Annotated in this window: 7 protein-coding genes; all 7 read left to right on the forward strand. The window is 72.4% G+C overall.

Annotated elements, in window-relative coordinates; genetic code table 11:
* The 7 genes from OHS82_RS27700 (at window position 1) to OHS82_RS27730 (ending at window position 13,737) form a co-directional block, all read left to right on the forward strand.
* A complete protein-coding gene (locus tag OHS82_RS27700) occupies window positions 1-762 on the forward strand; it encodes a TIGR03936 family radical SAM-associated protein (RefSeq protein ID WP_057574676.1) in 762 nt (253 codons plus the stop codon).
* 277 nt (window positions 763-1,039) lie between these two features.
* Window positions 1,040-5,233: an Rne/Rng family ribonuclease gene (locus tag OHS82_RS27705; protein ID WP_328434741.1), complete on the forward strand. Its 4,194-nt coding sequence runs from the start codon at window positions 1,040-1,042 to the stop codon at window positions 5,231-5,233.
* 434 nt (window positions 5,234-5,667) lie between these two features.
* The gene (locus OHS82_RS27710; protein WP_107105089.1) at window positions 5,668-6,783 is read left to right on the forward strand and encodes a DegT/DnrJ/EryC1/StrS family aminotransferase; all 1,116 of its coding nucleotides are present in this window, start codon (window positions 5,668-5,670) and stop codon (window positions 6,781-6,783) included.
* A 44-nt stretch (window positions 6,784-6,827) separates the two neighbouring features.
* Window positions 6,828-7,799, forward strand: a complete 972-nt coding sequence (locus OHS82_RS27715; RefSeq protein WP_057574852.1) for a Gfo/Idh/MocA family protein — start codon at window positions 6,828-6,830, stop codon at window positions 7,797-7,799.
* Window positions 7,800-7,902: 103 nt separating this feature from the next.
* A complete protein-coding gene (locus OHS82_RS27720) occupies window positions 7,903-10,491 on the forward strand; it encodes a glycosyltransferase family 4 protein (protein WP_057574678.1) in 2,589 nt (862 codons plus the stop codon).
* Window positions 10,492-10,510: 19 nt separating this feature from the next.
* Window positions 10,511-12,094, forward strand: a complete 1,584-nt coding sequence (locus OHS82_RS27725) for a glycosyltransferase family 4 protein (protein ID WP_242432918.1) — start codon at window positions 10,511-10,513, stop codon at window positions 12,092-12,094.
* Window positions 12,091-13,737, forward strand: coding sequence for a glycosyltransferase family 2 protein (locus OHS82_RS27730; protein ID WP_328434742.1), 1,647 nt, complete (start codon window positions 12,091-12,093; stop codon window positions 13,735-13,737). Before OHS82_RS27725 ends, OHS82_RS27730 begins: the two co-directional genes overlap by 4 nt.
* The last annotated feature ends 4 nt before the right edge of the window (window positions 13,738-13,741 follow it).

Raw genomic sequence — 13,741 nt, forward strand, 5'->3', positions numbered from 1 at the left:
GTGCAGCGCATCCGACTGCGCTACACCAAGCGCGGCCGCCTCCGGTTCACCAGCCACCGTGACTTCCAGCGCGCCTTCGAGCGTGCGTTGCGCCGTGCCGAGGTGCCGATGGCGTACTCGGCGGGGTTCACGCCGCATCCGAAGGTGTCGTACGCCAATGCCGCACCCACCGGCACGGGCAGTGAGGCGGAGTATCTGGAGATCGCGCTCACCGCGGCGCGTGACCCGGAGAAACTGAGACTCCTCCTCGACGAGTCGCTGCCCACCGGCCTCGACATCGTCGACGCGGTCGAGGCCCGGACCTCGGGGCTCGCCGACCGGCTGACGGCCTCCGTGTGGGAGCTGCGGCTGGACGGCGTGGACCCGGCCGACGCCGACCGGGCGGTGAACGCCTTCAACGAGGCTGACGCCGTCGAGGTCCAGCGCATGACCAAGAACGGCCTGCGGACCTTCGACGCCCGTGCCGCGGTCGCCCGGCTGGAAACGCACAGTGAACCCGCTGATAGGCCGACCGACCAGCCCTGTGCGATACTGCGGCTGGTTGTTCGGCACGTGACGCCTGCCGTACGACCCGACGACGTCCTGTCCGGTCTCCGCGCCGTGGCCGACCTGGCGCCGCCGGTCCCCGCAGCGGTGACCAGGCTGGCGCAGGGGCTGTTCGATGCAGAGACCGGCACGGTGACCGACCCGCTCGCGCCCGACCGCGAGGCAGTTCAGGCCCCTACAACGGCCGAACCTGCCGCCGCGAAGGCGCCCGCGTAGGGAAGGTTCCGCGAAGGAACGTACGCCGTAGCGCCGCCCTCGTACTCGGGAGCCACCTGGGTCGGGCGGCGAACCGACCAGAAGACTTTCGCCAGGCCGTGCGCAGTGGGCGTACGGAACCGGCGAGACAGGACACAGAGAGCTCCCGTGCGGCGCCCGCGCCCCGGACGGCGGCACCGCGCATCGCGCGAGCCGCGGACGTCAACGGCGGTCGATCCTTCGTGATCGCCGCCGGACCAGGCGCGGCGCCCGGGAGCCTGACGGGAGAAACGCCCGCATGCTCGAGCCAACCGAATCCACAGAGTCCGTTCCGGACTCCGATGCCAACACCCCCAGCGACACCCTGCCGCCGCGTCGTCGGCGCCGTGCCGCTTCCCGGCCGGCGGGTCCGCCGGTCGCCGCCGCCGAAGCCTCGGCCGAGATCACCACGCCGGCCATACCGGCAGTGGAGTCAGCCGAGCAGCTGGCGGAGGAGGACCTCCAGGACGTGACCGTCCCGGAGGAGAAGGTCTCCGAGGACGCCGAGGCGCAGGAGCCCGAGGTCGCGCCCCGGACGCGCCGCCGGGCCACCCGCCGTGCGTCCGCGCCCGCCGGTGCACCGGCTGCCGTCGAGGCCGCCGAGACCGTCGTGCCCGTGGCCGCGGCGGAGGAAGCCCCCGCCGAGCAGGCCGTGGCCGAGGCCGAGGAGACCCCTGCCGAGGACGCCGCTCCTCGCCGTGCCCGTCGCCGGGCCACGCGCCGCGTGTCCGCGCCGGCCGAGGAGGCCGCGGCCGAGGTCGTCGAGCCCGCCGTCGAGCCGGCCTCAGAGAAGGCCCTCGCGGAGCCCGAGCCGGAGCCCGAGGCGCCCGTCGAGGCCGCCCCCCGTACCCGCCGCCGGGCCACCCGCCGGGCGACCGCCCCCGCCGGAGCCCCGGAAGCCGAGACGCCCGCCGTCGCCGCCGAGGCCGAGACGCCCGCCCCCGCGCAGACCGAGACGCCCGCGGTCGCCGACGAGGCGCCCGCAGAGCCCGCGCCCCGCTCCCGTCGCCGGGCGACCCGTCGCGCCGCCGCGCCCGCCGAGGCCGAGACCGCCGAGGTGTCCGAGGCCGTGAAGGTCTCCGAGCCGGTCGCCGCGCCGGCCGAGCCGGCCCCCGCCGCCGTGACGAAGGCGACGGCCCTCGAGGCCGCTGCCGCCGACGAGGCGCCCGCCCCAGACGAGGACGCCGGTTCCCGGCGTGGCCGCCGCCGTGTGGTCCGTCGGGCCGCGGGCGGCTTCACCGCGCCCGCCCAGGAGCGCGCCGAGTCCGACGCGCCGAGCCGTCCCGCGCGGCCCGCGGTCGCCGTGTTCCAGGCGCCCGTGTTCGCCGAGCCGCAGTTCCAGACCCCGCAGCGGGCCGCCGCCGAGGCCGCCGCCGCAGAGGCCGATGCCGGTGAGGCGGAGGCCGAGGCGGAGGAGCGCGAAGACATCCAGGAGCCGGTGGAGGAGCCGACCGGTTCGCGCCGCCGCCGTCGTCGCCGGGCCGCCGGATCCGACGACGAGACCGAGACCGACCGCCCCGCCGCGCCCGCCGCCCGGGCCGCCGCCCCCGCCGTCGAGGACGAGCCGGAGACCGAGCCGGAGGACGCCGACGAGTCCGCCGACGACGTCGCCGACGGCGACGACGAGACCGAGGAGACCGGTTCGCGCCGCCGTCGCCGCCGGGGCGGCCGCCGCCGTCGCCGTGGCGACGCCGCCGACGGCGAGGGGGACTCCGGGGACGCCGACTCCGACGAGTTCGCCGCCGAGCAGTCCGCGCAGGACGCCGAGGACACCGCCGAGCAGGAGGACGAGGACGCGGAGGACGACGAGGCGGGCGGTTCCACCGCCGGAAGCCGTCGCCGCCGTCGGCGTCGTCGTCGCGCCGGCGACTCGTCCACCGAGGCCGAGCCCGGCGACGGGGACCCGGAGCGCACCGTCGTCAAGGTCCGCGAGCCGCGCAAGCCCTCCGAGCCGTCCGACGAGGTGCAGTCCATCAAGGGCTCGACCCGTCTGGAGGCCAAGAAGCAGCGCCGCCGGGAAGGCCGTGAGCAGGGCCGCCGTCGTGTGCCGATCATCACCGAGGCCGAGTTCCTGGCCCGCCGCGAGGCCGTCGAGCGGGTGATGGTCGTCCGCCAGAGCGGCGAGCGCACCCAGATCGGCGTCCTCGAGGACAACGTGCTCGTCGAGCACTACGTCAACAAGGAGCAGGCCACCTCGTACGTCGGCAACGTGTACCTGGGCAAGGTCCAGAACGTGCTGCCGTCGATGGAGGCCGCCTTCATCGACATCGGCAAGGGGCGCAACGCCGTCCTCTACGCCGGCGAGGTGAACTTCGAGGCGCTCGGCATGGCCAACGGGCCGCGCCGTATCGAGGCCGCCCTGAAGTCGGGCCAGTCGGTCCTCGTGCAGGTCACCAAGGACCCGATCGGGCACAAGGGCGCGCGTCTGACCAGCCAGGTCTCCCTCCCGGGTCGCTACCTGGTGTACGTGCCCGAGGGCTCGATGACCGGCATCAGCCGCAAGCTGCCCGACACCGAGCGGGCCCGGCTGAAGACGATCCTCAAGAAGATCGTCCCCGAGGACGCGGGCGTCATCGTGCGCACCGCCGCCGAGGGCGCCAGCGAGGACGAGCTGCGCCGTGACGTCGAGCGGCTGCAGGGCCAGTGGGAGGACATCCAGAAGAAGGCGAAGAACGGCGGCAACGCCCCGACGCTGCTGTACGGCGAGCCGGACATGACCGTCCGGGTCGTGCGCGACATCTTCAACGAGGACTTCACCAAGGTCATCGTCAGCGGTGACGAGGCCTGGTCGACGATCCACGGGTACGTGTCGCACGTCGCGCCGGACCTCGCCGAGCGGCTGTCGAGGTGGACCTCCGAGGTCGACGTCTTCGCCACGTACCGGATCGACGAGCAGCTCGCCAAGGCGCTGGACCGCAAGGTCTGGCTGCCCAGCGGCGGTTCGCTGGTGATCGACCGGACCGAGGCGATGGTCGTGGTCGACGTCAACACCGGCAAGTTCACCGGGCAGGGCGGCAACCTCGAGGAGACGGTCACCAGGAACAACCTGGAGGCGGCCGAGGAGATCGTGCGCCAGCTGCGGCTGCGCGACCTCGGCGGCATCATCGTCATCGACTTCATCGACATGGTGCTGGAGTCCAACCGGGACCTGGTGCTGCGCCGGCTGCTGGAGTGCCTGGGCCGCGACCGCACCAAGCACCAGGTGGCCGAGGTGACCTCGCTGGGCCTCGTCCAGATGACCCGCAAGCGGGTCGGGCAGGGTCTGCTGGAGTCGTTCTCCGAGACCTGCGTGCACTGCAACGGGCGCGGCGTCATCGTCCACATGGAGCAGCCGACCGCGGCCGGCGGCGGCGGGAAGCGCAAGAAGCGCGGCCGTGGCGGCGACGGACACACCCACGAGCACGAGGCGGCGCTCGACGTCGTCGAGCCGCTGGGCGCCGAGCCGGAGGCGGAGAGCGAGGCCGAGGTCGCCGCCGAGGTGGCCGAGCCGGTCGCGCTCGCCGCTCCGGAGTTCGCGCCGGACGAGGAGCTGTACAGCAGCATCGCCGAGGCGGAGGCCTCCGCCACCCGTGGCCGGGGCCGGCGCAGGGCGAGCCGCAGGGCGTCCGCCCCGGCGGGCACGCCGCGAGGCGGCGCGTCGCGCAGGGCGGGCGGCTCCGACGCGTTCGGCGAGGCGGAGACCGTCGAGGCGGCCCCCGCGTCGCCCGCGGCTCCCGAGGCGCTCGTCGACGCGCCCACCGCGCAGGAGGTCACCGCCGAGGCGGAGGCCGAGCGCCCGGTGCGGCCCGCCGAGGCGGCCGAGGCGCACGCCGAGCCGGTCGCCGTCGAGGACCCGGTCGTCGAGGCGGCGGCGGACACGCCGGCCGTCGACGAGGCCGCGCCCAAGGGCCGGACGCGTCGTCGCGCCACCCGCAAGGTGTCCGCGCCGGCCGGTTCGCCGGCGGGCGCCGAGGCCGCCGTGGTCACGGTCGCCGAGCCGGCCGTCGCGCCGGCCCCGGTCGCCGAGGCCGCACAGCCGGAGGCCGGACCGGGCGACACGCCCGTCGCCGAGCCCGCCGTCGAGAGCGCGGCTCCGGCCCGCCCGCGCCGCCGGGCCGTGCGCAAGGCCACCGCACCGACCGCGTCCGAGGAGACGGCCGTCGTGGTCGTCCCGTCGACCGCGCCGGAGGCCGCTGTCGCGGAGGGCGCAGGCGAGCCGGCCGTCGCCGAGACCGGGGCGCCCGCCGCCGAGGAGGCGCAGGCCGCTCCGGCGAAGAAGACGGCCGCCCGCAAGACGGCGAAGAAGGCCACGGCCAAGAAGGCCGCCACGAAGACGGCGGTGGCCAAGAAGACGGCCGCGAAGAAGACCGTCGCCAAGAAGACGACGGCCAAGAAGGCGGCGAAGACGGTGTCCAAGAAGACGGTCGCCGCGCAGCAGAGCGCGCCGTCGGTCTCCGCCCCGACGGAGGACTGACGCCCCGTGAGGGAGCCTTCGTGAACACACGGCGACGCGGCCGCCCGGCACCCCGGGTGTCCGCGTCGCCGTGCGTTCACTCGCGGGTTACTCTGTGTTCTGCTTGTGACAGAGCGCACCCGTGCGCTGGGTTTCACTGCGATAACCCTGGAGAAAATCGCCGTCCGCGGGCTGGTAACGTGCACTGTGGTCCCGGTGGCCGATGACATGCACACCGTGACCACAGCCGATGGAGCACATCCGGTCTTCCAGCCGGACACGGCTGACTTCCCGCCAGGAACCCATTGAGGCGGGTCCTGTGTACAAGCCGTTCGCCCGCCCACAGGCATCGGCGGACAACCAGGGATGCGGCCGTGCTGAGCATCGACACGGCTCCTTCCCGACCAGGCAAGACGTGGTGCGCCTTCGAGGTCGCCGTAGAGGAGGGGATGTCGATGACCGACGCCCATGTGTTCATACCGGCCGCCAAGCCTGTGATCGGCGAGGAGGAGATCGAGGCCGCGGTACGCGTACTGCGCAGCGGCATGGTCGTCCAAGGACCCGAGGTGGCCGCCTTCGAGGAGGAGTTCTCGGAGCTGGTCGACGGGCGCCACTGTGTCGCGGTCAACTCCGGCACCTCGGCTCTTCACCTGTCGCTCCTCGCCCTCGGCCTCGGCCCGGGCGACGAGGTCATCGTGCCGTCGTTCTCGTTCGCGGCCTCCGCCAACGCGGTCCGGCTGGTCGGCGCCGACGTGGTGTTCGCCGACATCGACCCGGAGACGTTCTGTCTGTCCCCGGCGGCGGTCGAGGCGGCCCTGTCGCCGCGCACCGCCGCGATCATGCCGGTGCACCTGTACGGTCACCCCGCGGCCATGGACCAGATCATGGCGATCGCGGCGCAGCACGGTCTCGCCGTGGTCGAGGACGCCTGCCAGGCGCACGCGGCCGCGCTGAACGGCACGCCGGTCGGCGCCTTCGGCGCCGCGGGCACGTTCAGCTTCTACCCGACGAAGAACATGCACAGCCTCGAGGGCGGCATGATCTCCACCGGTGACGCGGAGACCGCGCGGACCCTGCGCCTGCTGCGCAACCAGGGCATGGAGAAGCGCTACGCGAACGAGATCGTCGGCGCCAACGTGCGCATGACGGACGTGTCCGCCGCCATCGGCCGCGTCCAGCGCCGCAAGCTGGACGGCTGGACCGAGCAGCGCATCGCCAACGCCGCGTACCTCACCGAGCACATCACCGCGCCGAACGTCCTCACGCCGAAGGTGGCCGAGGGCGCGCGGCACATCTACCACCAGTACACGGTGCGCATCCAGGGTGACCGCGACGCCGCCATGGCCAAGCTGACCGAGGCCGGCATCGGCAACGCCGTGTACTACCCGACTCCCATCCACCGGCTGAAGCCGTACTGGGAGCCGGACCAGAAGGCGGGTCGTGACTGGGACCTGCCCGAGACGGACCGCGCGGCCGCCGAGGTCGTGTCGCTGCCCGTGCACCCGGCCCTGTCCGCGCAGGACCTGGAGCGCATCGTCACCGCTGTCAATGCTCTGGGGGAGCAACTGTGAGTACCGGGAAGTCGCTGCGAGCGGGACTCGTCGGCCTCGGTTCCATGGGGCGTCACCACGCCCGCGTCCTGTCCGGTCTGGACGGCGTCGAACTCGTCGGCGTCGTCGACCCGATGGGTGACAAGTTCGGCGCCGCCCAGGGGGCGCCGATCCTGAACACCGTCGAGGAGCTCATCGCCCTCGGTGTGGACTACGCGGTCGTGGCCTGCCCCACCGCCCTGCACGAGCCGGTCGGTCTGGCGCTGGCCGAGGCCGGGGTCTGCGCGCTGGTCGAGAAGCCGGTCGCCGACACCGTCGAGGGCGCCCGTCGTCTCGTCGACGCGTTCGAGTCGCGCGGTCTGGTGGCCGGCGTCGGGCACATCGAGCGGTGCAACCCCGCGCTGATGTCGCTGCGGACGCGGCTGGAGGCCGGTGAGCTGGGCGACGTCTACCAGGTCGTCACCCGCCGTCAGGGCCCCTTCCCGCACCGCATCGCGGACGTCGGCGTCGTCAAGGACCTCGCCACCCACGACATCGACCTCACCGGCTGGGTGACGGGGCGGCAGTACGTGTCCATCGCCGCGCACACCGTGTCCAAGAGCGGTCGTGAGCACGAGGACATGGTCTCCGCGGTGGGTCGTCTCGACGACGGCACCATGGTCAACCACCTGGTGAACTGGCTGAGCCCGCTCAAGGAGCGGTTCACCTCGGTCACCGGCGAGCGTGGCTGCTTCATAGCCGACACCCTCACCGCCGATCTGACGTTCCACTCCAACGCCGCGGTGACCACCGAGTGGGAGGCCCTGCGGGCCTTCCGCGGTGTCTCCGAGGGCGACATGATCAGGTACGCCATCGCCAAGCGTGAGCCGCTGCTGGTGGAGCACGAGCTCTTCCGGGACGCGGTGCTCGGCAAGCCCGCCGACATCTGCACCCTGCGCCAGGGCATGCGCACCGTCGAGGTGGCGGCCGCGGTGCTGGAATCGGCTGCCGAAGGCAAGACCCTGCGGTTCGACGACAGCCGCAGCGGAGCGGCCTGACACACCCGCGTGGCGGGTCGCCGACAACGCCCGTCCCCGGTTCCCACCAGATCGTGGAACCGGGGACGCCGAACTTCTGTCTTCCACTCGGAGGAACTCACACATGGAATCCCCTGCCCGCCGGCCGCGCCTTGCCGTGATTGTCGCCAACGGCATCACAGGCGACTCTCGCGTACAGAAGACCGCTGTCGCCGCGGCCCGGGACGGCTGGGACGTGACCCTCATCGGCCGGAGCGACAGCAAGCGCGTCCAGCGGTCGAAGATGGGTCCGATCGAGGTCATCCGCGTCCCGGTGGGCGTGGACTACCTGCGTGAGGTGAACACCCGCAAGGCGCGCCCCCTGCGGGCGGCCGCCACCCAGTTCAACCTGCAGGACCAGGCGGCCCTCAACCGCTACACCGCGGCCTACCGGGCGTGGGTCCGGCAGAAGTCCGCCGAGACCGCGTACGCGGGCTCCCCGCGCCGGGCGTCGATCAAGGCCGCGCTGCGAGCCCGCCGGTCGGTGCACCGACTGCGGGTCAAGGCGTTCAAGTGGGAGCAGCGGCGCAAGTCCAAGGACCCGGCGCCGGTCGGCGACTGGCGCCGTGACTGGCCGCAGGTGGTCGACCTCGACCTCGCCTTCGGACCGGTGATCGAAGAGGTCGAGCCGGACGTCATCCACGCCAACGACGTGACGATGATCGCCACGGCGGCGCTCAGCGCGGCCCGGCTGCGCGCCCGGGGCCGCACCTGCGTCTGGCTGTACGACGCGCACGAGTACATCAAGGGCGTGGAGTGGCCCAACCGCCGCCAGGCGTCCGCGCTGCCCGCGGTGGAGGCCGAGTTCATCGGCCGCGCCGACGCGGTCGTCACCGTGTCCCCGCAGATGGCGGAACTGCTGAAGAACGACCACAAGCTGGCCAAGTCGCCGCTGGTGGTGGGCAACTCGCCGGTCCGTGAGGTGATCGGCGGCGGCAAGTCCACCTCGTCGGTGCGCGAGGCCTGCGGTCTCGGCCCCGAGACGCCGTTGATGGTCTACGCGGGCTGGATCGGCCCGGAGCGCGGTGTGGACGCCGTCATCGACGGCATGCCGGACCTCCCGGGGTTCCACCTCGCCCTGGTCCACGGCCGGATGACGCCCCTGCTCGAGCAGCTGTTCGCCCGGGCCGAGGCCCTCGGCGTGCGCGACCGCGTGCACCTGGTGCCGTACGTGCCGCAGCACGAGGTCGCCGACTACCTCTCCTCCGCCGACCTCGGCCTCACCCCCTTCCGGCGGGTCCCCAACTGCGAGGTGTCGCTGCCGACGAAGGTCTCCGAGTACCTGCAGGCCGGACTGCCGCTGGTCACCAGCGACGTGAAGGTCATCAAGGCGTACGTCGAGGAGCGCGGTCTGGGCGAGGTGTGGACCTGGGACGACCCGAAGACGTTCGCCCCGGCCGCGGCGCGGGCCATGGAGCACCGTGCCGAGCTCGCCGCGGCGATCACCGAGGAGGTCCGCACGGACCTGTCCTGGGAGACGCAGAGCGCCAAGCTGCTGAAGCTGTACCGCGAGCTGTCGAAGAAGACCCCGCCCGGTCCGCGGCCCGAGCTGTCCTGGACGGTGCAGGAGACCCCGGACGCCGTACGGACCGTGGAGATCACGGACGGCGACGGCCAGCCGACCTGGAAGAAGCTCGGCGAGACCCGTGTCCGGCTGGGCCTCGGCCCGGCCAACTACGCGGGCCAGGGCGCCGCGTACGCCCAGGCGATCACGCGCGTCAACCCCGACGTGTCGGTCGAGGTCGTCATGAACAAGCAGCCGGAGTCCTTCGACTACCCGGCCGACGTCTACGTCGACGCGACCGCGCTCGGTGAGCTGCCCGTCCAGTTCCAGCAGGTGGAACGGATCGTCGGACGTTATACGCATCTGCTGGTCGACGCGTTCATGCCGGTCTTCGGCAATCTCAACGGCTCCTCCATCGCCGGTGACCTCGACGCGCTGAAGCAGGCCCGTATCAAGGTGGCGCTGCTCGCCCACGGCAGCGAGATCCGGCACCCCGGCAACCACATGGCCCGCCACCCGTTCTCGCTCTTCCACGACGCCCCCAAGGGCATCGCGAAGAAGCTCCAGGCCAAGGCCGAGCGCAACAAGCGGATCGCCACCGAGGCCGGTCTGCCGCTGTACGTCACCACGCCGGACCTGCTGGAGGACCTGCCGACCGCGAAGTGGGCGCCGCTGGTCGTGGACGTCCTCGCCTGGGCCACGGACCGGCCGGTGATGGAGCGCGAGCGGCCGCTGGTGCTGCACGCCCCCTCGAAGCGGTGGACCAAGGGCACCGACCGGATCATCCCCGTGATGACCGAGCTCCACGACAAGGGACTCATCGAGTTCAGGCTCGCCGAGGGCATCCCGTGGGCCGAGATGCGCGAGCTGGTGCAGAGCTGCGACCTGGTGCTCGACCAGTTCACCACCGGCAGTTATGGCACGTTCGCCGTCGAGGCGATGGCTGCCGGTAAGCCTGTCGTCGCCTACATCAGCGATGGTGTGAAGGCCGCGACGGACGGCGCCCTGCCCATCGTCTCCGCCACCCCCGACACCCTCGGCGAAGTGGTGAAGGCCCTCGTCGACGACCGCGAGGGCACGGCCAGGATCGGCCGGGAGTCCGCCGCGTTCGCCCGTATGTACCACGACGGGACCTGGACCGTGCAGGTCCTCAGCGATTTCCTCAAGTGACCGGTTAGAGAGGCTGTTAATGGAAGCGCAGAGTGCCGGCGCACCCCGCCCCGTCAAGGGTCGCGTCGTCATGCTGGTCGACAACAAGGTCGACGGCGACTCGCGGGTGCAGAAGGCAGCCGAGTCCGCCGCGGCCGCCGGCTGGGACGTGGTGCTGCTCGGTCTCGTCCGCTCCGGCAACGGCCGCAGCTGGAAGCTCGGTGACGCCGAGGTCCGGCTGCTGCCGCTGAAGACCCCGCTGGCCAAGCGGCACGCCGAACGTCACCGCTCACCGCTGCGTCGTCCGCTCGCCTACCCGCCGGGCCCGATGGCCGCCTACCGCCGTCAGTGGATCAAGGCCTGGCGCGTGGACGTGGCCACCCGCCGCGCCGCGCTGAAGGTCGCGCCGAAGGCGGTCGGCTCCCCGCTGTTCCGCAAGGCCGAGAAGGCCCGCCTCACAGTGGCCGGACCGGTGTCGAAGTTCATGCAGAAGTGGGTCGGGTTCCGCGCCCGTCAGAGCAGCCAGGCCCAGAAGGCCGGCCGTGGCCTGCACGGCCCGGTCGACCGCGCCTTCACCGCGACCTGGAAGGCCGTCAAGGGCAAGCGCGCCTGGCGCCGCCTCGAACCGGTGCTGTGGGACTACGAGTTGACGTACGGCGCGGAGATCGACGCGCTGGAGCCCGACCTCATCCACGCCAACGACTTCCGCATGCTGGGCGTCGGCGCCCGCGCCGCAGTCCGCGCCCGCGCCAAGGGCCGCAAGGTCAAGCTGGTGTGGGACGCCCACGAGTTCCTGCCCGGCGTACGCCCGTGGGAGGACAACGCCCACTGGATCCCCGGCAACACCGCGCACGAGAGCGAGTACGCCCCGTTCGCCGACGCCGTCGTCACGGTCTCCGAGGGCCTGGCCGACCTGCTGCGCGAGCGCCACGGCCTCGACGAGCAGCCGACCGTCGTCCTCAACGCCCCAGACCGCCCCGTCGAGCGGGACCCGGCGATCGAGGACACCGAGCCGGAGCCGGACCTGCGCGAGCTGTGCGGGATCGGACCGGACGTCCCGCTGGTCGTCTACAGCGGCTCACCCGGCGCGCAGCGGGGCCTCGGCGACATGGTCGAGGCGCTGCCGAAGCTGGACGGCGTCCACATGGCGTTCGTCGTGCCCGCACCGGCGGCCGGCTACATCCAGGGTCTGCTCGCCCGCGCCCGGGAGCTCGGCGTCGGCGACCGGCTGCACGCCGTGCCGTACGTCAAGCACTGGCAGGTGGTCCGCTTCCTGTCCGCGGCGAACGTCGGCTGCATCCCCATCCACCACTGGCCGAACCACGAGATCGCCCTGATCACGAAGTTCTTCGAGTACTCGCACGCCCGGCTGCCGCTGGTCGTGAGCGACGTGAAGACCATGTCCGAGGTCACCCGTGCCACCGGCCAGGGCGAGGTCTGCCGGGCCGAGGACATCGACGACCTGGCGCGCGCGATCAAGGCCGTGCTGGCCGACCCCGAGAAGTACCGGGCGGCGTACGACAAGCCCGGTCTGCTGGACACCTGGACCTGGGAGGCACAGGCCGAGGTCCTCGACGCGCTGTACACCCGTCTCGTCCCCGGAAACCCGAAGGCGGGATCATGAGGGCGGCTCCGGCTCCGGACGTCACCGTCGTCATCGCCGTGTACAACACCATGCCCTACCTGACGGAGTGCCTGAACTCGCTCCTCGGGCAGAGCATAGGCCGCGAACGTCTCGAGATCGTCGCGGTCGACGACGGCTCCACCGACGACAGCGGGCCCGAGCTGGACCGGTTCGCGGCGCGGTACCCGGACACCGTGAAGGTGCTCCACCAGCCCAACTCCGGCGGCCCGGCCGCGCCCAGCAACCGCGCGCTCGAGGTGGCCACCGGCCGCTACGTGTACTTCATCGGCTCCGACGACTACCTGGGCGAGGAAGCCCTGGAGCGCATGGTGAAGTACGGCGACAAGCACGGCTCCGACGTCGTCGTCGGCAAGATGGTCGGGACCAACGGCCGGTACGTGCACCAGGCGCTGTACAAGAAGAACGACTCGAACGTCAGCCTGTACGACTCGGCGCTGCCGTTCACCCTCGCCAACACCAAGCTGTTCCGGCGGGAGCTGGTCGAGAAGTACAAGCTGCGCTTCCCCGAGCACCTGCCGGTGGGCAGCGACCAGCCGTTCACCATCGAGGCGTGCGTGCGCGCGGCGAAGATCTCGGTGGTGGCCGACTACGTCTGCTACTACGCGGTCAAGCGGGGCGACGCCAGCAACATCACCTACCGCGCCGACCATCTGGCCCGGCTGCGGGCCACCGCGGAGATCATGGACTTCACGGCCGGCCTCATCGAGGCCGGCCCGCAGCGCGACGCGGTCCTGCGGCGGCACTTCACGTGGGAGCTGGCCAAGCTCGTCCAGGACGACTTCCCCTCCCTCGACCGCGAGCTGCAGCGGCAGATCTGCGCGGGCATAGCGCGGCTGGCCGACACCTACTTCACCGACGGCATCCGCGACGCGATGGACGTCAAGCGCCGGGTGCGGATCGCCCTCGCGCACGCCGGAGCGATCGACGAGCTGGCCGAGGCGATCTCGTCGGAGAAGAAGCGCGGAGCGACCCCGTTCGTCCTCGAGGGCACACGCGCCTTCGCCCGCTACCCCGGCTTCCGCGACCCGCGCATCGGCCTCGCCGACCGGGTGTACGAGGTGCTCGGGGAGTCCGTCCCGGCTCCGCTCGCCGAGGGCACCGAGCTGCTGGCCTCCGCCTGGGAGCAGCAGGGCGACGCGCTCACGTACACGGCGTCGGTGCGGGTTCCGGTCGTCGGCGACGTCGACGGCGCCGTGCTGAGGCTCGTCAAGGGGGCCATGCCGAAGTCGGCCGACAAGGCGGGCGCCCGTCGGCTGAAGCCCGACCACGCCGTGCCCGCCGCGACGGGCGGGACTACGGTGGAGCCCACCGAGGACGGCGCCGGCACGACGCTGCACGCCCGGTTCCCGCTGGAGCTCGTCACCGCCGGGCGGGGTGTGCGGGTATACCTGGACGTGGCAGGGTTCACGTACGAGATACCCGTGCGCGGCGAGGGGCTGCCCATGCCGCTGGCCCGGCTGTGGGGTCCGGAGGCGGACCCGTACCGGGCGTCGGCGCTCGTCAACCCCAAGGGACGCGTCGTCGTCGACACGGCCCAGCTCCACCCCCCGAAGAGGACGGTCATCCGGCGGGCGCTGGGGGGCGCCGTCAGGAAACTGAAGTCCCGTTTGAGAAGGAAGTAGCGAC

This window comes from Streptomyces sp. NBC_00425, assembly GCF_036030735.1.
GTDB lineage: Bacteria > Actinomycetota > Actinomycetes > Streptomycetales > Streptomycetaceae > Streptomyces.

Bases quoted from the DNA above. Each gene is read 5' to 3' on its own strand.
- OHS82_RS27715 (WP_057574852.1), top strand. From the start codon at position 6,828: ATGGGGCGTCACCACGCCCGCGTCCTGTCCGGTCTGGACGGCGTCGAA.
- OHS82_RS27705 (WP_328434741.1), top strand. From the start codon at position 1,040: ATGCTCGAGCCAACCGAATCCACAGAGTCCGTTCCGGACTCCGATGCC.
- OHS82_RS27720 (WP_057574678.1), top strand. From the start codon at position 7,903: ATGGAATCCCCTGCCCGCCGGCCGCGCCTTGCCGTGATTGTCGCCAAC.
- OHS82_RS27725 (WP_242432918.1), top strand. From the start codon at position 10,511: ATGGAAGCGCAGAGTGCCGGCGCACCCCGCCCCGTCAAGGGTCGCGTC.
- OHS82_RS27710 (WP_107105089.1), top strand. From the start codon at position 5,668: ATGACCGACGCCCATGTGTTCATACCGGCCGCCAAGCCTGTGATCGGC.
- OHS82_RS27730 (WP_328434742.1), top strand. From the start codon at position 12,091: ATGAGGGCGGCTCCGGCTCCGGACGTCACCGTCGTCATCGCCGTGTAC.